This is a genomic window from Enterobacter nematophilus, from assembly GCF_026344075.1.
In the GTDB taxonomy this organism is placed as follows: Bacteria; Pseudomonadota; Gammaproteobacteria; order Enterobacterales; family Enterobacteriaceae; genus Enterobacter; species Enterobacter nematophilus.
Genome location: NZ_JAPKNE010000008.1, coordinates 156,933 through 179,715 on the forward strand (window position 1 = coordinate 156,933; position 22,783 = coordinate 179,715).

Here is a 22,783-nt window from a genome sequence, read left to right on the forward strand (position 1 = left end):
ATAAAATAATGGAACGTCGTTTTAATATAGTTGACCATCTAATTCACTCAGCGCACACTGCTGAAAATTCTTCTGTTCAGGTTCACGACTATGTCCAAAAAAATTGCCGTGATTGGCGAATGTATGATTGAGCTGTCACAAAAAGGCGCGGAAGTCAGCCGCGGATTTGGTGGCGATACGTTAAACACCTCTGTTTACATTGCCCGTCAGGTTGCGCCTGAGGCACTCACCGTGAACTACGTCACCGCCCTTGGTACGGACAGCTTCAGCCAGCAGATGCTGGAAGCCTGGCAGAGTGAACGTGTAGAAACCTCGCTGATCCAGCGTATGGAAAACCGCCTGCCAGGGCTGTACTACATCGAAACCGACAGCACCGGCGAACGCACGTTTTATTACTGGCGTAACGAAGCGGCGGCCAAATTCTGGCTGGAGAGCGATGCTGCCGCAGCCATCTGCGAAGAGCTGGCGACGTTTGACTATCTCTATCTGAGCGGCATTAGCCTGGCGATTTTAAGCCCGACCAGCCGCGAAAAGCTGCTCTCGCTGCTGCGCGAATGTCGCGCCAACGGCGGGAAGGTGATTTTCGATAACAACTACCGCCCGCGCCTGTGGGCCAGCCGCGAAGAGACGCAGCAGGTTTATCAGCAGATGCTGCAGTGCACGGACATCGCCTTCCTGACGCTCGACGATGAAGACGCCCTGTGGGGTGAAAAGCCGGTAGAGGACGTGATTGCCCGCACGCACGCAGCAGGCGTGAGCGAAGTGGTGATTAAGCGCGGCGCGGAGTCGTGCCTGGTCGCGATTGCGGGTGAAGCGGTGGTTGAGGTCCCTGCGGTGAAGCTGGCCAAAGAGAAAGTGATTGATACCACCGCGGCGGGGGATTCCTTCAGCGCGGGCTACCTGGCGGTACGTCTGACGGGGGGAACGCCGGAAGCGGCGGCACAGCGTGGGCACCTGACGGCCAGCACCGTGATTCAGTATCGCGGGGCGATTATTCCGCGCGAGGCGATGCCTGTTTAAGTAAGGTGCGGGCTGACGCCCTCACCCTAACCCTCTCCCACGGGGAGAGGGAATGTTTAAGCATTACTGCCCCTGCGGAATATCCGACGCGTCCTGGTGTAGATCATCAGCCGTTGCCGCCTGCGCCGGCTGCGACGCGGTGGCCATAATGGAATCCCAGGTATTCTGAAGTTCCTTCATGTCATATTCCGGCTCGCCTTTCGGCTGCAAAAGGATCAACGCCATATCCTGCGACAGCTGCTGACGTAAATCCTGATTCAACATATTCACGGTCAGACCGTTCAGGAAGTCCTGACGCAGCTTCTGGTATTGTTCAGGCGCAATGTCGACAACCTGATTCTGCAGGGAGCGAATACGCTGGCTGATCAGAATGTCAGTATCGGCGCGAGCGTAGGTGGCAAATAGCTTCTGCAGCTCCAGTTTTTTCTGGGCTACCAGCGCGTTGAACTCCTCTTCAGAGAGCCCCTCTTTACGCACTTTTGCCAGCTCTTTCGCCACCACACCCAGATTGGCATTCAGCTTATCGCCCGGCGATTCAACGTTAATGGCACATTGCGCACGCTGGAACAGCACGCGGCAGTCAAAGCCAAGGCCAATGTTCTTCACGTTGTTTTTGCTGAGCGTCTGCTGAACGTGCCAGAACAGCGCTTCGCGCGCCAGATCGGCACGCCAGTAGCGCAGCAGCGCCGCGGACTCGCGAATAGGCTGCCAGGCGTTATCCCACATCACGGAGAGCCGGTCCTGGCGCACGGTGTCCGTCATAATGCTGACGGGCTCGGCGCGCAGCGGAGAGAGCGTCGGGACAGGGGCTGGCGTTTCGCGTTTGCCCTTCAGATCGCCAAACGCTTTGTTGATCTGCTCAACCACCGCGCGGCTATCCACGTTGCCGACGACGATCAGCGTCATCGCGTCCGGGGTGTACCATTTCTGGTAGAACGATTTTACCTGTTCGACATCCACCGGCTGCTTCAGCGGCTCCGCCGGATCGTGCCCCAGCAGCGTTGAGCCTTTCAGACGGTAGCGCCACCAGCCCTCTTTGGTATCCGCAGGCCAGGTCGCCACCATGTCGCCGTTGCTCAACGCGTAGTTCACGGTGTCCGGCGTGATCGCCAGGTTGCCAGAGGCATCGGAGAGATAAGTAAGGGCTTCTTTAAGCAGGTCGTTACGGTTATTTGGCAGGCTCAGGTTAAACATGGTGTAGTCATAGGAGACCACAGCCGGAGGAAGGGGGCGTTTCGGATCGATGGCCTGTTGCCACAGCGAACGCACCTGTACTGCCTGCAAGCTGCCGCTCTGCGTGAGCGCCAGACGGGGAATAAAATGGCTAAAACCGGTTTGCTGAGTGCTTTCCGTAAGGGAACCGGTATTAACGGACAGACGGATTTCAATACGATCGCTGGGACGCTGTGGAGTAGATAACACCTGCCACTGAAAACCGTTCGCTAACGTGCCTTGTTGCCAGGCCGGGTCTGGCTGGAGCGCATCTGCCTGCACATAACTGGCTGCTGCCATCATCAGCAAACCGCCGGTTAAGAGTCGAATTTTTGTGCCCTGCATGTGAACCCCTGATCAACATTCCTGGTTAAAAAGAGTGTCTCGCGACGCGCTTCACTCTAAAAGATGACGATGAAAACACGTCGATTAGACCGCGCGTTCGGCAAAACGTCACGGTCCGAAGTGAAATATACCCAAAAAAAATCTTGTCGAATTATGACAGGTATGAACAGTTATTATGCGCAGGAGCCCGCATCCCGACAAGGGAATGCGGGCAATTGTGACAAGATTAGGAGGTTAAACCAGGATTTTTGCTATCAGACGCGCGATTATTCAGCGTATCGTTGAGCTTCTTGTGATCCAGCTCTTTCACCCATTTCGCGACCACCACCGTTGCCACGCCGTTACCCACCAGGTTGGTGAGGGCACGCGCCTCAGACATAAAGCGGTCAATACCAAGAATCAGCGCCAGACCCGCCACCGGCAGATGCCCCACCGCAGAAATGGTGGCCGCCAGCACGATAAAGCCGCTGCCCGTCACGCCCGCCGCCCCTTTAGAGGAGAGCAGGAGCACCACCAGCAGGGTGATTTGATGGAAAATATCCATATGGCTGTTGGTCGCCTGGGCGATAAACACGGCCGCCATCGTCAGGTATATCGAGGTACCGTCAAGGTTGAAGGAGTACCCCGTCGGGATCACCAGGCCGACCACCGATTTACGGCACCCGAGCTTTTCCATCTTATCGAGCATACGCGGCAGCGCCGATTCTGAAGAGGAGGTCCCCAGAACAATCAGCAGCTCTTCGCGAATGTAGCGAATGAATTTGAAAATGCTGAAACCTGTCGCACGGGCGATGGAGCCCAGCACCACCACCACGAAAAGAATACAGGTGATGTAGAAGCAAATGATCAGCTGGCCCAGCTGCACCAGCGTGCCAACGCCATACTTGCCGATGGTGAAGGCCATCGCACCGAAGGCGCCGATCGGGGCCAGGCGCATGATCATATTGATGATGCCAAAGATGACCTGCGAGAAGCTTTCAATCACGTTGAAGATAAGCTGGCCTTTGCTGCCCAGACGGTGCAGGGCGAAGCCAAACATCACGGCAAACAGCAGCACCTGCAGAATGTTTCCGCTGGCGAAGGCGCCGATGACGCTGCCGGGGATGACGTCCAGCAGGAAGGCCACCACGCCCTGATCCTTGGCCTGTTCGGCATAGACCGCGACCGCTTTGGCATCCAGCGTAGAGGGATCAACGTTCATACCCGCGCCAGGCTGTACCACGTTGACGATGACCAGACCAATTATCAGCGCAAGGGTACTGACCACTTCAAAGTAGAGAAGCGCCACTGCACCGGTACGGCCCACCGCCTTCATGCTTTCCATGCCAGCAATGCCCGTTACCACCGTACAGAAGATCACCGGTGCGATGACCATTTTAATGAGCTTAACGAACGCGTCGCCAAGCGGTTTCATTTGCGCGCCCAGCTCCGGGTAATAGTGACCCAGCAGAATACCGATGGCGATGGCTGTCAGGACCTGGAAATAAAGACTTTTGAAGAGTGAGGTTTTCATAGGGTGTCCTTGGGAAGAAAAACCACAGGCTTTGTAAGGTTATGGTTAACCTGCGGCTCTAAAATAACACCCGTATAACAGGACAGAAATAAACTCAGTTCAAATTTGAAACACAAATGTTAAGAACTTTGAACTGGCTCGCACAAGCCAGCAACAAAATTACACTTTTGCGTTATGGTCAGCGCCAGAAAGGTATCGCTGCTCGAAGACATCCGGCGGCACCGCGGGGGCAAAAAGATAGCCCTGGCCGCTCTCGACGCCCGCCTCTGCCAGCCAGGCGCGTTGCGCTTCGGTTTCAATCCCCTCGGCAATAAGATGCAGGTTGAGGCTGCGCGCCATCTGGACGATGGCCTGCACCATGCTGCTGTCCTCCGGCAGCCCGTCGACAAACGATTTATCGATTTTGAGCATGTCCACCGGCAGGGTTTTCATGTGCTGAAGCTGACGCAGCCCGGCGTATCCCATACCAAAATCGTCCAGCGCGATGCGAATGCCGGCATTGCGCAGCGGCTTCAGAATGGCCACCGCGTCGTTAGGATCGTCAATGCGACGACTCTCCGTCACTTCCAGCGTCAGCGTATCAGGCTTGATCCGGTAGCGGTGGATCAGCTCCAGCATCTCGGAGACCATCGTCGGATGCATAAGCTGCAGCACTGACAGATTGACCGACAGCGGCAGCGTTACGCCGCGCTCCTGCCAGGCGGCAAGCTGGCGGCAGGACTCCTCCAGCACCCAATAGCCTACGGTGACCATCAGACCGCAGGATTCGATGCGCTCAATCAGCCCCTCCGGCAGCTCCCATGAGCCATCCGGCTGCTGCACGCGGAGCAGCGCCTCGGCGCTTTTTACTTCCCCCGTCTGTAAATTCACCTGCGGCTGTAGCCAGAGGGCGAACTGACGGTTATCCAGCGCGGTCAGGATATCGCTCTCTTCCGTCAGGCGCTGCTGCGCCTTTTCCATCTGCGCCGGGTCGAAGAACTGGATCTGATTTTTCCCTTTGCGCCGGGCAGTAAACGCCGCCGAGAACGCGCGGCGGTACAGCTGCTCCGCCGTTAAATCACCGTAGAACATGGCGATACCGATACTGGCGCTTGGACGAAGCTGGATACCCTGAACGGGCAGCCGCTCATTTATGACAGTGAGTACTTGCTGACCTAATGTGATAGCGTGCCACGGCTCTTTCACGCCGTTGGCTATCACCACCAGGTCGTAACCGCTGACCTGCGTCAGCACCATGCGCGGGGCAAGGACGGACTTCACCTTTTCCACCAGCGTCAGCAAGAGCATTTCACGCTGGCTCTCCTTGAGCACGCCCGCCGTGTCCTGCAGGGTTTCACAGGCAATCACCATCAGCGCCGTGGTTTGCTGCCGCGCAACGGTCTGCTCCAGCATTGCCATCAGAAACGCTTTATTAGGTAATTCCGACACCGGGAAGCGCGTGGCGCTGTTGTTTAGCTCATCCTGATGACGCTGGATGCGCTGCTGGTTGAGGTTGTAGCTGCGCACCAGCATCCCGATCTCATCGTCCTGATGCAGACGCGGCAGCTCAAGCTGGTGCCCCAGCTGATCCTGCGGCGTAAGCCCGTTCAGTTCGCGGGCGATACGGCGCAGCGGGTGGACAATGAGGCGGTTTATACACCACGTCAACGCTACGCTGATGATAAGGGTCATAAGTAAGCAAGTGGTCACTAACGTAACTACCCAACTCATGACGAATTTATACATCCGGTACGAGTCCGCCTGCAGGACCAGGTAGGCCAGCGGCTGCGGATTAGCAGGGCGTTCAAGCGAATAGACCGGCAGAGAAATTTGCACCGGCAGCTCAAACAGGCGCATCACCATCATCGGGACGGGACGCTCCGGGATAAAGCTCATCCGCAGCGCCTGGAACTGGTTGGGCAAGACGACATCGGCGCGGCTAACGACGCCGGCTGGCTGAATGCGTTTTAAGATGGTTTCCGCTTCGGGAATATCCCCTTTCAGGATCGAGGCGGAGAGCGGGCCGCGCACCGAGCGGGCGATACTTTCTAACTGCGAAGCCGTGTTATAGCGATTCTGCTGTACGGAATGAAACAGCAAAATTACGCAGAAGAGCAGTACAAACAGCATAGTGACGGCTGAGACCATCGCCATTTGTTTGATCGTTAAGGAACGGCTGACACGCAAAATGACTCTCCACAAAACTCGAAGCGCAGGGCGCGCCAGGGTGTAAACCTGGCGCGCCTGAGTATACCCGATTGCCGCGCTATTAAGAGAGACTTACAAATGGATTAAGGAAAATCCGATTACCAGTCCGCGTAAGGAATAAGCGGCTGCGGCGGTAAGTCCATATCGCCCTGCCAGCCTGCAGCAGAGTAACGCACATAAATCAGCGCATGGCTTGGGGTATAGTCTTTCGCTTCCTGAATGTCCACGCCCATGCCCACAAACCAGTTGGAGGTGACCCGGCGTTCGATAATCGCCCGCGCGGTATAACCCGTCCCGGAGGAGGAGCTGCCGGTTTCCATCGCGCCACGGTCGGTATAGCGGCCTGGCTCATCGGTCGGGATCAGGCTCTGGATCGGGTAACGCAGCTCGTCTTTGGTTTTGGAGTGGGACCAGGACACCGAGCCACCCAGCTCCCAGGACCAGTTTTCCGTGCGCTTACGCCAGGTCACCGGCAGCGCGAAGGAGACATACTCCTGCGGGCTGTAGTAGCCGCCCTGGCCGAGGGAATAGCCGCTCAGATCTTTATCGTAGTGCCAGAGCATATTGGAGACGCCGACCGACAGACGCTCGTTGTTTTTATTAATGAGCTTGTAGTAGTAGCCCGTCATCCAGCGGACGCGCCAGTTATCTTCCACATTTTTACCGGTCAGCGTTTCCGCGTTCAGGCTTGACCAGACGCCGTTCGCCTCGCCTTTATCATAGCTGATGCTTACCCCGCCGCCCGTCGCACGCACGCCGCCCCAGGTTGTGCCGGTATTGGTATCTTTTTGCCCGGCGAACGCCAGCAGAGAGCTGGAGATAGGCCGACGATGGGCGTTGACGGTGTAGCCGATGGGGCCTAAATCGCTGCTGTAGCTGATACCACCCACCACGTCGACAACGTCGAAGCCCATTGGCGTAGTACCAATATCCATCGCCCAGGTTTTATTCTGCCAGCCGACGGCGACGCTGGCGCCGCTGTCGCTCTGGCTGGTGTTTCCGCTACACGGCGTGTCGTAGCAGGTCCCCCATTTAGGGTCGTAAGTGCCGTTATTGTTATCAAAGGTGCCGGCGTCCATGTTGACCAGATCGCTTCTGAAGAACATGCGCCCGTCAGAGAGCGGGGCATCTACCTGGAGCATGGTGGTATGCGCTTTCAGGTCGGAATAGCCGCCCGTGCCGCTGGAGCCCCAGTAGTCGTGCTCGAGCGTGACGTTAACATCCTGCTGACGGTACAAATCACCGGCGTCACTGCGCACGCCGCGCTTCAGCCAGTCATCATTTTCATCGTTACGCGTCAGACGGGTGAAACTGTCATTGTCCACCGGACGCGTCGTGGTGATGCCTGACGACACCATCGCATCTTTATACGTCTCCAGCGCCTGCTGCGGCTGGCCGTTTTGCGTCTGGAAGCGGGCAGCATCACGCAGCACCAGCGCGCTTTCCATGGAGGCGGGCTGCGATTTGGCCTGCGGAATGATTTTGCTGAAAGTCTGTTCTGCGGCCGCGGAATCGCCCAGGCCTGCCTGCGCCATCGCGATCCGGCGCTGCATATTGAGCGACAGCGGCTGGCCGTTTTGCCCGGCGGGCAGTTTCGCGAGCTCTGCACGGGCGGCCTCTTTGTTACCTTCCGCGCTGTAAATCTCGGTCAGACCGAGGATCGCATCCTCGTTCTGCGGCTCACGCTGCAGGACGGCGCTGTACGTCGTTTTCGCCGAGTTCAGATCGCCACGCTGCTGCGCCCAGTCCGCCAGGGTGAGGTCGATGCGGGTGGAGGCTGGCTGCTGGCGCAGAAGATTTTCCGCCTCCTGCTCTTTGCCGCTGTCGCGCAGGCGGTTGGCGGTCTCCAGCACCTGGTTACTTTGCAGACGGTCGGCAAGTTCCTGAATATTACCGTTCCACTGGCTGCGCGGCAGGGTATCCAGATGCGCCAGCGCGGCCCGGTCCTGGTCGTTTCCGGAAAGATAGAGCCCGTTGGCATAGACCTGATCCGGGTCAGACGGTTTTTGGCTGGCAAGCTGGCGCATCAGGGTATCCGCCTGGCTGCGCTGGCCCGCGCTGTAGAGATCGCGCGAGAGACGATAGGTTATCCAGACGTCGCCGGGCGAGAGCGCCAGACGGCGACGCTGAATTTCTGCCGCCTGGGCGTATTTCCCCTGACTCTCCAGCTGTTCTGCCTGGGCGGAAAGCTGCTCGTTAGTCAGGCTACGCTCAATATCATCAATGCTCCGGCGCTGGCTGGCGGAGAGCGACTGGATAAACTGCGAGGCTTTCTCCGGGGACTGCGCGCGGTAAACATTGGCAAGGCCACGAACCGCATTGCTGTTGCCGCTGTCCATCCGCAGCGCCTGACGATAATAACGCTCCGCCGCGTCGTTATCTTTACGCGCGGCGGCGGCATCTCCCAGCCCCAGTACCGCGTAGCTGTCGGTATTGTCGACGTTGCGCGCCTGCTGATAGTAACGCTCCGCCTGCGCCGGGTTATTCGCCTTCAGCGCCGCATCACCCTGCTGGATCAGCAGCCAGTAGCGGTTAACCTTCAGCAAGCTGTCCCATTTCCCGCGGTTATCGCTCTGCGGATCGAGGGCAATCGCCTTTTCAAACTGTGCCACCGCGCGGGCGCGGTCGCCTTTCTGGGAATAGGCCTGTCCCAGGGCCCCCACCGCTTCACTGTCGGCATGGTTGGCGCTGACGGCTTTTTGCAGTTCCGCCACCGCCTTACCCCCCTGCCCGGCATCCACCGCCGCCAGCCCTTCCGCTTTCGCGCGAAACGCCGGGTCAGCGAGCTGTTTTTGCTGCGCCTCAAGCTGGGCGCGCGCCGCCGCGACGCTATCGCCGTCGCTGAAGACGGTCAGGTATTTTTGCAGCGCGGTGACGCTGGCGCTGCTGGCAGGCTGGTCTTTGATCTGCTCATACCACATGTCAGACGCCTGGCTGCGGCCGCCGGTAGATTTAGCCATCTCCTGAAGCACCGCAAAGCCTTCATCACGGCGTCCGTTCTGGAACAGAAGCTGGGCCAGCGTGGTCTGCAGCTGCGTATTCCCGGGGCTGCTGCTGTTTATTTTTTTCAGCTGGTTAATGGCCGCATTGCGACGGGCAGGATCTTTCGCCACCACATTCCAGTATTCCGTCGCCACGTCGCCGCCCGGCGGGTTACCGTCAAAGAGCTTGTCATAGGCGGCAATCGCCTCCTGCGTGTGCCCTGTTGTGGCGAGTAAGCGCGCCTGCTGAAGCTGCTGGCGGCCATCCGGGGTGGAAAGTAGCATCGTGTTGCGTGAGGACTGGTAAGCGCTGGAGTCCGGGGCCATCCCCTTCAGGCGATCCAGCTCTTTTTGCGCGCCGGCGTTATCGCCCTGGCGCAGCAGGTAGCGGAAGCGGGCGGCAATAACGTCAGGGTTGTTCGGGTCGATCAGCTCAAGACGGTAGAGCGACTGACGAACCAAATCCTCACGATGGGTCGATTCGCCCAGCCGAACCTGCTCCAGCAGCTGTTTCTGCTGCGGAGAGTTTACGGCCTGCGCCAGCGGCATCAGTGCCAGCCCAAGCGATAGAGTGAGTAGATTTACTGTGAACTTGCGCATTCCTGGCCCCAATCCGGTATTAATTCACCCTTAGCGGTGAAGCGAAAACGATGCTGATCCCATCCCTGACCAAAGAGAGTCAATACATAGCTGTAGTAGGCATTGTTATCGGGAAAATGGTCTGCCACGCGCTGGCGCTGAACCGCCTGGGAATCGCGCTGCTGTAAAAACGGCAGCATCGCGGCAGAGAACCCGACCGGGCCATTGCCGGTGTGTTTACCCGTCGCCACATCCACTTTCTCCGGCGGCACGCCCTGTTTGATTGTCTTTGCCGCCATCGGCTGGAAGCGCGTCAGCAGCCGGGCCTTTTGAGGATCTTTATCGCTCATCATGCCCACCCAAAGATAGACACGGATGGCGTCATAGCCCCCCTCCAGCGTTTTATCCTGCTGTAGCTGCCAGCCTTTGTTTTCCTGATACTGCACCCAGTTTGGCGAGAATCCCTTCGGCGCGCTTTCCAGCAGCAGCCGCAGATTGGTTTCGCGCAGCGTGGTCCACGGGGCACCGTAGCGGGTGAAGTAGCTCGCTAGCTGTGGAGGAAGGTAGCTGGGGTTAAAGCGCCAGGCGTTTTCATCGGCAAAGCCGACTTTACCGGGAAGCAGCATTGAGCCGAGCCCCGGCACTTTTACCACTTCCTCGCTGGCAATGCGTTTTAGCAGTGCCTTGCCCGTTTGGGTATAGCCCGGGTCTTTCCATAGCCGGCCCGCTTCCAGCAGCGACCAGGCAATCCAGACATCGGCATCTGAGGCGGAATTGGTATCAATCACCCCCCAGTTTTCTTTGTCTTTCTGCCCCCAGAGCCAGGCGGGCAGACGATCGTTGAGATTGCCGCTGGCAAGGTTATCGCGCGTCCACGCCAGCAGCAGGTCAAACGCCTTGCGATCGTTAGCGGCCAGGGCAAAGAACAGCGCGTAGCTTTGCCCTTCCGACGTCGTAATTTTGCGCGTGTCGCTCGGATCGATGACGCGCCCGCCCTCGCTGATGTAATCCTTTTTAAACTGCTCCCAGGCAGGCCAGGTGCAGGCGGCGCGAAGCGGGATCGCTGCCAGCATCAACGCTGCGACTAAACACCAGCGAAAGGCTTTCATCACGTCTTACTCATCCGGGTTAAGGCGACGACGGCTGATGATGCGCAGCAGACGCCACAGCACCCATGCCAGCAAGACCACGCTGACCGCAGCCAGGATGGCGAGCAGAACCGGATGGTTAGACAGCGCATACCACAGGCGTTCGAACCACGGCAGATGGCCGACGTAGTACACATCACCCACGCGCAGGCTGTTGACGCCGGACTCGCGGATCACCGACACAGAACCAAACATCGCGGCACGTTTACCGCTGTCGTTCATCGCGGTATTCAGCAGCTCATAGCCACGCGGGCTGTCCGCCAGCAGGGCTATCACGCTACGCTGGTCGTTGTAAGGAGACTGGAAGCCCACCACCGCAGCCATCGCCCCCTGAGAGGTTACGGCCGTCTGCGCGCTGGCCTTGCGGTCGTTCACGTCCGGCATAATGCTCGGGAACTCGGTCTGACGCAGCGGCGTGTTAACCCAGGACTCGGTGGCTTTTACCAGTAGATCGATACGTTTTTCATCCTTCAGTTTATCCGGGATGGTGCCGATCACCATAATGTCCGCATCTTTGTTCTGGATCTGGCTGCCATCGTCCGTCAACGTGACGTTAATTGCCGGCAATCCGGTTTGCGCGCCGACGGTTGCCATGGTGTCGAGCAGGGTGGTCACCTGGCCTTCGTTTGGCGCTTTTGGCATCACCACAATGGATTCAGAGAGATCGGCCATGCGGCTGAACGGGAAGCCCGCGTTAGCAAAGGCGCGCAGATCCGGCATCGCCAGGAAGTGATAGTACTTCGAGAAGTCGATGGTCGATTCATCGCCGATCACAACGTGGTTCTGTACCGGCTGGAAGGTGATGCAGTTCTCCACCGAACCGCCGGGCATCGGGTTCATGTACTGGAAATCGAAACGCAGCTGGTTGATTGCGCCAAGCTTCAGCGCCGGAATAGAGACGTCCGTTTTACCGTCCAGCAGCCCCTGCAGCACCGGCAGGCGGAGCATCAGACGGTTAGTGTCCTGGGTACTTTGCAGGCTGAACGATTGCAGGAACTGGTTGTTCAGGCTGATATCCATGCGCGAGCTGTCTTTCGTCGCCGGCGCGGTATAGCGGTAGTTGAGATTGATATCAATGCCGTTGGTGCGCAGCAGGTACAGATCCGGCGGCAGGTTCAGCGACAGGCTAATCGGCGATGGCTCCAGCCCGGAGGCCTGCAGCTGCTCTTCATAGGTTTTCAGTTCACCAAACGTCACGGCGCGGTCGGTACGCACCCAGTTTGGCGCGTCATAAGGTTTACGCGCCAGCAGCGGCTTAACGTCGTCCACCACCACGCTATTGCCGCGGAAAAGGACGTTGCCCTGAGCAATCGCCTTCGCGGCCTGGACCAGATCTTTATCATCACGACCAAAGACCACCAGCAGCTTCACGTACGGGTTATCCGGGTGGCTTACCATCTCAATGGTTGGCGCTTTGACTTCCGGGTGGTCGCGCAGGAAGCCTGGACGCTTCGCGTTGGTTGCAAAGACAATCGCGTTTCTGTCCGGCATTTTGTCATACATCACCGGGAAGTTCTGACCGCGCCAGCCGGAGCGGGAGCCAAACCAGGAGGCCACAATGGTCGCCGCCAGCTGCTCGGTCACGTCAGGGGACGATGCAAACACCATCGGCAGCGTGAGCGGACGGTTATCGCGCGGGTCGAAGAACGGAACCGGGAACGCCGACAGATCGTTTTTCAGCGCCAGCGGCTGGTAGGTCATCTGCAGCGAGGAGTTACGCCCGACGTCCAGCCACAGCGTGTTGCTGGCCGGGTTTTCACAGACATCGCGGTAGTGGCCAACAAACTCCAGACGGATACGGTTAAAGTCGGTGATGAACAGCGGGTTAATCGGCACCTGCGCCTGCGTTTTCTTACCCAGCTGCTCTTTGGTCACCGGCAGAACGTCCATCAGCTCATCGTTGAGATAGACCTTCAGCTGAGACTGCGTCGGCAGCAGGGAGGGTGACGGGGTGTATTCAAGGTTCAGTACCGCATTCGAAACAACCTCATCGCTGCGCATACCAAACTCAATGCTGCCGTTAGGATTGACGCCGCGCAGCACCATGCTGCCCGGCGGCGGCGCGATTTGCGCGAAGGTCAGCTTCACGTCCCGCGACGGCACATTATCCGCGACAACGGGCGCGTTAGCCCCGGGCACGCCCGGCATGACCTGCCCGATGACCGGATTTCCGGCCGGCAGGGTGTTCCCCTCCGTTGGCTGGTTCGGAATGACGTTTTCTGTTTGACCGGGTGCCGCCGTGACAACCGGATCGGTTGCCTGCGCGACCACGGGTACCGTCGGCGCAGGCGTAGCCGCTGCGTTACCGGGTGCTGCGTTAGCCATTGTTGCGGGGAGTGCACTCACGCCCATTGCCACTGCACATAACCAGGAAAGTTTTGTTTTCATCGCGTTATCATCATTGTTGAGCCATAACCGGGTCCGCCTGCTTCGCCTCATCCCGTTCAGGACGACGAGGAATAAACGACACGACCCAGGAAACCAGCGAAGTAAGTGACCGGAAAATTAATTTCACCGACGACGGGGCAAATTCTGCAAGGTGACGATAGCCACGGAACCCCAGCTTCAGAATATCCAGCAGGCTTTCCAGAGGTTTATCTTCCGGGAAGCTGTCCTGCCAGAGAGCCCATGTATCCGCACGGGCAAACGTACACTGCACAAAATCAATATGTTGCTTTTTGGTCAGCGGCATCAGCTGCAGACCCACCTCACTGCCTGCCACACGCACAACCTGCGTCGGGAAGACGTACTCCTGCTGGCCGCGCTTAAGCAGCAGGTTAACCTTCTGCCCTTCCAGCACTTTCGCCTGGCCGTTGATTTTGATCCCCAGACCACCGTCAGAGAAGTCGTGCACCGTACAGGAGAAGAGGTGACCATCTTCACGGGCGATCGCCGCAGGCATGCAGATTTCAACGCGATGCGCGCGACGAACCTGTTTACTCTCTACCGACACCGCCACCGCGCCGCCGAGGATAATCAGGTTGTAGAACACCCAGGCCATACTCACGAAGACGGTCAGAATTTCGTTTTCCGGGCCGTAGAAGTAGCGCCAGATACCGGCGATCACGCCGACAATATTCAGCAGCACGAGGAAGATGTACGGACGGGAGATCACCCAGTCAACGTACTCCTCTTCCACCAGACCGCCCTTCGCGGTAACGTTGAACTTCCCTTTATGCGGGTTAATCAGCGCGACCATCGTCGGCGGCGCGATGTACCACGCCAGCACCGTTTCGTAGATTTCACTCCAGAACGAATGGCGGTATTTGCCCTGTATCTTCGAGTTCGTCAGGCTCGCGTGGATCATGTGCGGCAGAACGAACAGCGCAATCATCAGCGCGGGGGCGTAGATGATATAGGCGTGAAGGAGCAGGAACGCCAGCGGCGCGGTCAGGAAGATCAGCCGCGGGATGCCGGACAAGAAGTGGAACATGGCGTTGACGTAGCAGAGACGCTGCGCCAGCTTGAGCCCTTTGCCTATCAGCGGGTTATCGAGGCGGAAAATCTGCACCATGCCGCGCGCCCAGCGAATACGCTGGCCAATGTGCGCCGAGAGTGATTCCGTCGCCAGACCGGCGGCCTGAGGAATACGCATGTAGGCAGAGGTATAGCCCCGGCGGTGCAGGCGCAGAGAGGTGTGCGCATCTTCGGTCACCGTCTCAACGGCAATACCGCCAATTTCATCCAGCGGCTTACGGCGGATAACCGCACAGGAGCCGCAGAAGAAGGTGGCATCCCACATGTCGTTCCCGTCCTGCACCAGTCCATAGAACAGCGTGCCTTCGTTCGGGGTTTTACGGAAGCGGCCAAGGTTACGTTCAAACGGGTCCGGCGAGAAGAAGTGGTGCGGCGTCTGCATCATCGCCAGCTCTTTCTCTTTCAGGAACCAGCCCATGGTCATCTGCAGGAAAGAGCGCGTCGGGACGTGGTCACAGTCGAAGATCGAGACGAACTCCCCGGTGGCATACTTCAGGGCGTTGTTGATATTCCCGGCCTTCGCGTGCTCGTGAGTCGGACGGGCGATGTACTCAACGCCGACCTCTTCCGCAAACTGGCGAAACGCCGGACGGTTGCCGTCATCCAGGATCCAGACTTTGAGCTTATTTTTCGGCCAGTCGATGCCCAGCGCGGCATAAATGGTGTTTTTCACCACGCTCAGATCTTCGTTGTAGGTCGGGACGAAGAGATCGACAGTCGGCCACTGCGTAGTGTCTTTAGGCAGCGGAACCGGCTGGCGGTTGAGCGGCCAGATCACCTGGAAATAGCCCAGTACCAGCACTATCCACGCGTAGGTCTCAGCAAACAGCAGCACCAGACCGCACACCAGGCTGACCGGATCGTCCCAGTTCAGCGTTGAGGTGTAACGCCACCAGATGTAGCGGCAGGAAACCGTCAGCGACAGCACAATCAGCATCAGCGCCGAGAAGCGGCCCGGAATACGGCGAACCAGCAACGCCACGCCCCACAGCAGGATCAGGAAAGTGAACTGCGCCAGGGGGTTGAAAGGTTGCGTAATACAGACCAGCGCCAGAATGAGCGAGAACACGACAATCACGCCGAGAATAAAACGCCGTAAGCCCGGGTGGAGGTGCCCGAGCTCTTTATGGTTATCCAGATGGCTGGTCTTATCGCTGACGCTATTGGGTAGTTTATCCAGCCACTGGTGATAGCGTTCGCGTAACTGCTGTACGCGGGAATAGCTGCGCCAGTGCGGCGTTATTTTCTCCGTTCGGGATGACGAGATCGCCAGCCAGACGGCCTGAATAAGATAGCGTGCCGGATCCAATGGACGTGGCCGGTCGGGGTTAATGTGTGGGTATAATTCGCCGCGGCGCGCACGGATTCGCTGCCAGCGCGGGTGTTCAAGCGGAATGAACGTCCAGGCCAGAATCAGCCAGAAACAGCCGAGCGCAGCGCTGAATGCCGGAGCACCATGCCGGCGAAAGTGCCGGTAATGGTCGCTCAAACGCGAACTGACCGGCGGGATAAGAAGCCAGCTGGCGAGTCGACTCATACCGAACTCCCTGCCGGCTCCGCCTTGCTGGCGAAGTTCAGCAGACACCAGTTAGCCAGCGTCAGGATCTCTTCTGCTGCCAGCGAGTCGCTGCGGTATTCGCCGAGCGGCTGCTTGGAGGCAAGGCATTCCGCCATTCCCTCATCCCGATGAATCACAATGGGGAGCAGGCGGCGCTGGCTTTGCAGCCACACCTGATAGAGATCGTCCTGAATCTGGCTACCGATACGTAAATCGTTAATCAGGAGATGCGCGTTCTGAGGCAGCCCCTGCTGATGCAGGCGAATATGGCAGTTCGCATCGACGTTCACGATGGAAAGCACATGGTCGCACTGGGCGATGAGCTGCCGGGTCAGCGTCCCGGCGCCGTGCGGCAGATCCAGCAGGATCCACTGGTAGTGACCCTTTTCTTTCAGGCTCTGCAGCGCAAGCGTGAACTGCGAAAACAGACGCTGATAGGCGGCCTCGTTCTCGCGTTCTGTGGTGGTCAGTTGGCCAAAAGGCAATAAATCCAGCTGGGAGGTATAGCGCAGGCCCGCATCCCGCCAGTCTTTGTCATCAAGCAGCGCGCGGGCCCAGCCCTCTTCGCGAGTGAAATCGACGTTGAACGACATACGCAGCAAATTATCGGCGCAGGCGTCAATCACCAGCACCGATTCACCTAAAAGCTGTAATGACCACGCCAGCGCCGCGGTAACAGATGTGGTACCCACACCGCCACGGACGCCCTGTAATCCGAGTATGGCCATCAATGGCTCCCTTAATGTTGATGGGCGAATTCAGCTAATAACGGCCAGCGTTTAATAGCCGCGGCCAACTGTTCCCGCTGGGAAATATCGGTGTAATCTATTTCAGGTAGTGAAAAGGCCTGCGCAAGCGCCAGAAAATCGTTTTGGAATGTGTAACCCAGAGTCGAGTCGACTGGGGTTCCAGGTTCGTTATTATCCATTCTTATTCCATCCCTTTGAGGAAAAACGCACGCTCGGAAGTTGCGGGGCGTCCTGCCCCGACAAATTTCATTTACATGCTAAATCTGATGTTCTTTAATTTCAATGTTAGGTTTATTTCTATGCTTTCGCTAGTAAACTGAGATACAGGCAAATTAGACGAAAAGAGGGACATCGTGGACTCCATATTTTCTATTGGCATCCAGTCATTATGGGACGAATTGAGCCACATGCCAGTCGGTGGAGTCTGGTGGATTAATACGGATCGTAATGAAGACGCTATCAGCCTGGTAAACCAGACAATTGCCGCTCAGGACAAGGATTCCCGCGTGGCCGTCATTAGCATGGGCGAAGAGCCAAAGAAAATTATTACGCTGGAAAGTGACAGCGGCCCCCAGAAAGTACGTTTGTTTTCCATGTCAGCGGAAGCGGATAGTCTATACTTTTTGTCCCGCGACGTTCAGTGCTCTATTGATCCGGATCACTATTTAGTGATTCTTAAATGCGCAAATAACATACTGCAAAATATTCCTGCCGAAAAACTGCTGCCGTGGCTGGAAAAAATCAATAAATGGGCCAAGTTTCAAAATTGCACGCTATTGGTCGTCAACCCGGGCAGTAATAATGACAAGCTGTTCTCACTTTTAATGGGCGAATATCGCTCCCTGTTCGGACTGGCAAGCCTTCGTGACCAGGCAGGCAGCTATCTCTACGATATTGCCTTCTGGTGCAATGAAAAGGGCGTGAGCGCCAGGCAACAGCTGACCCTTAAACATATTGATGGGAAATGGCACCTGGCACAGCAGGAAGAAACGGTGGTGCAGCCGCGCAGCGACGAAAAACGCATCCTGAGCCATATTGCGGTTTTAGAGGGCGCGCCCGCGCTTTCGGAAAACTGGTCGCTGTTTGAGTCTAACGAAGCGCTTTTTCATGAAGCCCGTACCACTCAGGCAGCCACCCTTGTTTTCTCGTTGATGCAAAATAATCAGATTGAGACGCTGGCGAGACAAATTCACACTCTGCGCCGCCAGCGCGGCAGCGCGTTAAAAATTGTGGTGCGCGAAAATAATACCAGCCTGCGCGCCACCGATGAGCGTCTGCTTCTGGGCTGCGGGGCAAATATGGTTATCCCCTGGAATGCGCCACTGTCACGCTGCCTGACGCTCATTGAAAGCGTTCAGGGCCAGCAGTTCAGCCGCCATGTACCGGAAGATATCTCCACGCTGCTCTCCATGACCCAGCCTATGAAGCTGCGTGGCTACCAGAAATGGGATACGTTCTGCGATGCCGTCGGCAACATGATGAGCAACACGTTACTTCCGGCGGACGGGAAAGGGGTTATGGTTGCCCTGCGGCCGGTCCCGGGCATTCGCGTTGAGCAGGCGCTGACCTTATGCCGCCCGAACCGTACAGGGGACATCATGACCATTGGCGACAATCGCCTGGTGCTGTTTTTGTCGTTTTGCCGGGTCAACGATCTTGATACCGCGCTTAACCACATCTTCCCCCTGCCTACCGGGGATATTTTCTCGAACCGTATGATTTGGTTCGAAGATAATGCTATTAGCGCAGAGCTGGTGCAGATGCGCGCTCTCCAGCCTGAACAATGGGTTAAACCCCTCGCAATCACGAGCGATGTAAAACCGATCCTCAACGCCAGACATGACGGACACGTCTGGCGTCGGATTCCGGAACCCCTTCGCTTATTAACTGAGAATGGGGAGAACGCACCATCATGAATATCAGCGATATCATTCAACTTGTCGTATTCTGTGCGCTGATCTTTTTCCCGCTTGGCTACTATGCGCGCCATTCCATACGCCGTATCCGTGATACGGCCAGAGTGATGTTTATAAAACCTCGCTATGTAAAACCAGCCGGAACACTGACACGGGCATCACACGTCAAGGCAGACCGTAAACATGACTAATTCTTCCTATACCGCTTCGTCACCCTCGCCGCTCTGGCAATACTGGCGCGGCCTTTCCGGCTGGAACTTCTACTTTCTGGTGAAGTTTGGTCTGCTCTGGGCAGGCTATCTGAATTTCCATCCCCTGCTTAACCTGGTGTTTATGGCCTTCCTGCTGATGCCTTTGCCGAACATCAGGCTGCATCGGTTACGCCACTGGGTGGCCATCCCCATCGGCTTTGCGCTGTTCTGGCACGATACCTGGCTGCCTGGTCCGGAAAGCATAATGAGCCAGGGATCGCAGGTCGCGGGCTTCAGTGCAGACTATATGCTTGACCTGGTTGAGCGTTTCATTAACTGGCAGATGATTGGCGCCGTCTTCGTCCTGCTGGTTGCCTGGCTGTTCCTGTCTCAGTGGATCCGCGTCACGGTGTTTGTCGTCGCCATTATGATCTGGCTGAACGTGCTGACGCTGGCGGGACCAGGCTTTTCTCTGTGGCCTGCCGGCCAGCCGACGACAACGGTGACCACAACGGGAGGAAGCGCAGCGGCTACCGTTACGACGGCAGGCGATACGCCGGTGGTGGGCGATATTCCAACGCAGACCGCACCGCCGACCTCCACCAATCTTAATGCCTGGCTCTCCAGCTTCTATACCGCTGAAGATAAGCGACAGACGAAATTCCCGGACGCGCTGCCAGCCGATGCGCAGCCGTTTGAGCTGCTGGTGATTAACATCTGTTCCCTCTCCTGGGCCGACGTGGATGCCGCCGGTTTGATGTCTCACCCGCTGTGGTCCCACTTTGACATCCAGTTTAAAGATTTTAACTCTGCCACCTCGTACAGCGGCCCGGCGGCAATCCGCCTGCTGCGAGCAAGCTGCGGTCAGACATCGCATAAAAACCTCTATCAGCCCGCCGGCAACCAGTGTTATCTGTTCGATAACCTCGCGAAGCTGGGCTTTACGCAGCACCTGATGCTGGGGCATAACGGCCAGTTCGGTAACTTCCTGAAAGAGGTACGTGAACAGGGCGGCATGCAGGCGCCGCTGATGGATCAAACCGGTCTTCCCGTTACGCTGCTGGGCTTCGACGGCTCGCCGGTTTATGACGATACCGCCGTGCTGCAGCGCTGGCTGCAGACCATCGAAAAAGACAGTAATCCGCGCAGTGCAACGTTCTATAACACCCTGCCGCTTCACGACGGTAACCACTTCCCGGGCGTGAGCAAAACGGCGGATTATAAAGTGCGGGCGCAGAAATTCTTCGACGAGCTGGACGCGTTCTTCACGGAGCTGGAAAAATCCGGCCGTAAAGTGATGGTGGTCGTGGTACCTGAGCACGGTGGCGCGCTGAAAGGCGACAGAATGCAGGTATCTGGCCTGCGTGATATCCCAAGCCCATCCATTACCAACGTGCCTGCCGGTATTAAATTCTTTGGAATGAAGGCTCCGCACCAGGGCGCACCGATTGAGATTACCCAGCCAAGCAGCTATCTGGCGATTTCAGAACTGGTTGCCCGCGCCGTTGACGGGAAGCTGTTTGTGGAAGATAGCGTGAACTGGGATCAGCTCACTAGCAACCTGCCGCAAACGGCAGAAGTCTCCGAGAACGCTAACGCGGTGGTGATTCAGTATCAGAACAAACCGTACGTTCGCCTGAACGGCGGAGACTGGGTACCGTATCCGCAGTAACTGATTTACCCCTCACCTTAACCCTCTCCCCACAGGGGAGAGGGGATAGTCAGAGCGTTATTATTGCGCTGAAATCCGCACCAGCAGGTAGCGCAGACGGATTTTCGCATCGTTCACTCCATCCGGTTATTCGGCGCTTCGCAGGGAAATCTCACCGCCCACCCAGGGCTTGATCGCGCCATCCTGCTCCAGAAGCAGCGCGCCCTGTGCGTCAATGCCGCGGGAAACCCCGTAGATTTCTTTATCACCAATCAGCAGCTTCACCGGACGGTTGATGAAGTTATCCAGCTTTTCCCAACGAGACAGGAACGGTGCCAGACCTTCCTGTTCAAAAAGCGTGAGTGAGCTGCGCAGCTCTTTAATCATGCGCACGGCAAGGGTGTTACGATCGATAACGATCCCCGCCTCCTGGAGATTGGTCCAGGCCTGATTCACCACGTCGTTCTGGACAGTACGCATCACCATATTGAGCCCCGCGCCAATGACAATTTGCGCCGCATCACCGGTTTTACCCGTCAGTTCGACCAGGATACCGGCAAGTTTACGATCGTTAAGGTACAGATCGTTTGGCCACTTAACGCGCACTCGATCGGCACCCAGATCGTGCAGCACTTCCGCCATGACGATACCAATGACCAGACTGAGGCCAATGGCTGCGGCAGGCCCCTGCTCCAGACGCCAGTACATGGACAGATAGAGATTGGCACCAAATGGCGAGAACCATTTGCGGCCGCGACGGCCACGACCGGCCTGCTGGTATTCAGCAACGCAGGCATCTCCGGATGAAAGTTCACTCAGCCGATCCATAAGATACTGGTTCGTCGAATCAATCACCGGCAGCACCGCAACATTGTCGTGTCCAAGCTGGCTGCGGATGATGTCTTCATTCAGCAATTGAATGGGCTCCGGCAGGCTGTAGCCTTTTCCCGGCACCGTGAACACATCGACGCCCCAGTCGCGGAGAGTCTGAATATGCTTGTTAATGCCGGCACGGCTCATGCCAAGCTGCTCGCCCAGCTGCTCGCCAGAGTGAAACTCCCCGTCAGCAAGGATGCTAATCAGGGTTAACGGAATGGTATTGTCCTTCACGCAATGGTCTCCACGGCATTCACTTCACCTGAGCGACCAATGAAGCGGACTTCTGGCTCCAGCCAGACGTTAAACTTTTCGCCCACACGCTGACGAATATAATGCGCCAGCTGTACAACATCATCGCTGGTCGCATCGCATTGATTAATCAGTACCAGAGCCTGCTGCTGGTGAACGGCAGCGCCACCTATGGACGTGCCTTTTAACTGGCATTGATCGATCAGCCAGCCTGCGGCCAGCTTCACGCTGCCATCTGCCTGAGGATAATGTGGCGCAGTGGGCCATCCCTCAAGGAAGGCTTTTGCATTTTCGCTGCTAATAACCGGGTTTTTGAAGAAGCTTCCTGCATTTCCGTTTACTTTCGGATCGGGAAGTTTGGTCATTCGCATATGACAAACTGAGTCAAATACGTCGCGGGGAGTGACGGTAGCCGGATCGAGCCGCGTTAAATCACCATAGGTCAGCACCGGCTGCCAGTTCTTTGGCAGACGCAGGCCTACGGCGACAATCACGTAGCGATCCTGATATTCATGCTTGAAGATACTGTCACGATAGCCAAAACGACACTGCTCTGCCGTTAAGCGCGTAGCCGTTCCGGTCGCCAGTTCGATGCAGTCGACATATTCACAGACATGCTTCAGCTCGATGCCGTAGGCACCGATGTTTTGAATGGGTGACGATCCGGCGCAGCCTGGTATAAGCGCCAGGTTTTCCAGACCCGGCATCCCTTTTTCGAGGGTAAATTGCACCAGGTGATGCCAGTTTTCTCCGGCGCCCACGTGCAGATGCCAGCTATCGGCGCGCTCTTCAACATCAATGCCCATGATGCGGTTAACGATCACCGTGCCCGCGAAATCGTCGAGAAACAGGACATTGCTTCCTTCGCCCAGAATCAGTACGGGTTCGTTATTTTCTGTTGCGCTTTTCCATGCATCCAGCAGCTGCTGTGCAGTGTCGGCACGTACAATTTGGTTAGCATTACGTTGAATGCCAAAGGTATTCCAGGGCTTAAGGGAGTGGTTCATAGACGCTATCCTGATGCAAAAACGCAGGTAGTTTACCGTATAAGCAGGGCGTTGGGGGATTAGTTTGTGCAGCGCAGAAACGCAAAAAGGCCATCCTTGCGGATGGCCTCTTCACTTGTTT

Annotated in this window: 15 protein-coding genes; 4 read left to right on the forward strand and 11 right to left on the reverse strand. The window is 57.1% G+C overall.

Translation table 11 applies throughout. From position 1 onward, the window contains the following. The first annotated feature begins 90 nt into the window (after window positions 1–90). Window positions 91–1,020: a 2-dehydro-3-deoxygluconokinase gene (gene kdgK / locus OSH03_RS18595; RefSeq protein ID WP_266179787.1), complete on the forward strand. Its 930-nt coding sequence runs from the start codon at window positions 91–93 to the stop codon at window positions 1,018–1,020. A gap of 63 nt (window positions 1,021–1,083) precedes the next feature. Here kdgK and OSH03_RS18600 read toward each other — a convergent pair whose 3' ends face one another. From OSH03_RS18600 to bcsR, 9 genes are all read right to left on the reverse strand, one after another. After that, window positions 1,084–2,577 (reverse strand): M16 family metallopeptidase, encoded by a 1,494-nt coding sequence (locus tag OSH03_RS18600; RefSeq protein WP_266179788.1) that lies wholly within the window; start codon window positions 2,575–2,577, stop codon window positions 1,084–1,086. Window positions 2,578–2,803: 226 nt separating this feature from the next. Next, complete coding sequence (locus OSH03_RS18605) at window positions 2,804–4,090, reverse strand: dicarboxylate/amino acid:cation symporter (RefSeq protein ID WP_028014754.1); 1,287 nt, start codon at window positions 4,088–4,090, stop codon at window positions 2,804–2,806. Between the two features lie 159 nt (window positions 4,091–4,249). After that, a complete protein-coding gene (gene hmsP / locus OSH03_RS18610) occupies window positions 4,250–6,256 on the reverse strand; it encodes a biofilm formation regulator HmsP (RefSeq protein WP_266179789.1) in 2,007 nt (668 codons plus the stop codon). 119 nt (window positions 6,257–6,375) lie between these two features. Continuing rightward, window positions 6,376–9,858 (reverse strand): cellulose synthase complex outer membrane protein BcsC, encoded by a 3,483-nt coding sequence (gene bcsC, locus OSH03_RS18615; RefSeq protein WP_266179790.1) that lies wholly within the window; start codon window positions 9,856–9,858, stop codon window positions 6,376–6,378. After that, a complete protein-coding gene (gene bcsZ, locus OSH03_RS18620) occupies window positions 9,840–10,946 on the reverse strand; it encodes a cellulose synthase complex periplasmic endoglucanase BcsZ (RefSeq protein ID WP_266179800.1) in 1,107 nt (368 codons plus the stop codon). Before bcsZ ends, bcsC begins: the two co-directional genes overlap by 19 nt. Window positions 10,947–10,952: 6 nt before the next feature. Then, entirely contained in the window at window positions 10,953–13,373 is a 2,421-nt protein-coding gene (bcsB, locus tag OSH03_RS18625) for a cellulose biosynthesis cyclic di-GMP-binding regulatory protein BcsB (protein WP_061096792.1), read from the reverse strand. Window positions 13,374–13,383: 10 nt separating this feature from the next. Beyond that, the gene (gene bcsA / locus OSH03_RS18630) at window positions 13,384–15,999 is read right to left on the reverse strand and encodes a UDP-forming cellulose synthase catalytic subunit (protein ID WP_266179791.1); all 2,616 of its coding nucleotides are present in this window, start codon (window positions 15,997–15,999) and stop codon (window positions 13,384–13,386) included. Further along, window positions 15,996–16,748, reverse strand: coding sequence for a cellulose biosynthesis protein BcsQ (bcsQ, locus tag OSH03_RS18635; RefSeq protein ID WP_061096790.1), 753 nt, complete (start codon window positions 16,746–16,748; stop codon window positions 15,996–15,998). Before bcsQ ends, bcsA begins: the two co-directional genes overlap by 4 nt. Window positions 16,749–16,759: 11 nt before the next feature. Continuing rightward, window positions 16,760–16,948, reverse strand: a complete 189-nt coding sequence (gene bcsR, locus OSH03_RS18640) for a cellulose biosynthesis protein BcsR (RefSeq protein WP_061096789.1) — start codon at window positions 16,946–16,948, stop codon at window positions 16,760–16,762. A 174-nt stretch (window positions 16,949–17,122) separates the two neighbouring features. On the opposite strand from bcsR, the gene bcsE reads away from it, so the two are divergent. Genes bcsE through bcsG form a run of 3 tightly spaced genes read left to right on the forward strand, consistent with a single transcriptional unit; the run spans window position 17,123 to window position 20,548 of the window. After that, the gene (gene bcsE / locus OSH03_RS18645) at window positions 17,123–18,685 is read left to right on the forward strand and encodes a cellulose biosynthesis c-di-GMP-binding protein BcsE (protein ID WP_266179792.1); all 1,563 of its coding nucleotides are present in this window, start codon (window positions 17,123–17,125) and stop codon (window positions 18,683–18,685) included. Then, the gene (gene bcsF, locus OSH03_RS18650) at window positions 18,682–18,876 is read left to right on the forward strand and encodes a cellulose biosynthesis protein BcsF (protein WP_014885605.1); all 195 of its coding nucleotides are present in this window, start codon (window positions 18,682–18,684) and stop codon (window positions 18,874–18,876) included. Before bcsE ends, bcsF begins: the two co-directional genes overlap by 4 nt. Then, entirely contained in the window at window positions 18,869–20,548 is a 1,680-nt protein-coding gene (bcsG, locus tag OSH03_RS18655) for a cellulose biosynthesis protein BcsG (RefSeq protein ID WP_151413433.1), read from the forward strand. Before bcsF ends, bcsG begins: the two co-directional genes overlap by 8 nt. A 126-nt stretch (window positions 20,549–20,674) precedes the next feature. Here the strand turns inward: bcsG and birA are convergent, their stop codons facing one another. Together birA and murB are read right to left on the reverse strand one after the other, a co-directional pair. Continuing rightward, complete coding sequence (birA, locus tag OSH03_RS18660; protein ID WP_151413432.1) at window positions 20,675–21,637, reverse strand: bifunctional biotin--[acetyl-CoA-carboxylase] ligase/biotin operon repressor BirA; 963 nt, start codon at window positions 21,635–21,637, stop codon at window positions 20,675–20,677. Next, the gene (gene murB / locus OSH03_RS18665; protein WP_266179793.1) at window positions 21,634–22,662 is read right to left on the reverse strand and encodes a UDP-N-acetylmuramate dehydrogenase; all 1,029 of its coding nucleotides are present in this window, start codon (window positions 22,660–22,662) and stop codon (window positions 21,634–21,636) included. Before murB ends, birA begins: the two co-directional genes overlap by 4 nt. Between the last annotated feature and the right edge of the window lie 121 nt (window positions 22,663–22,783).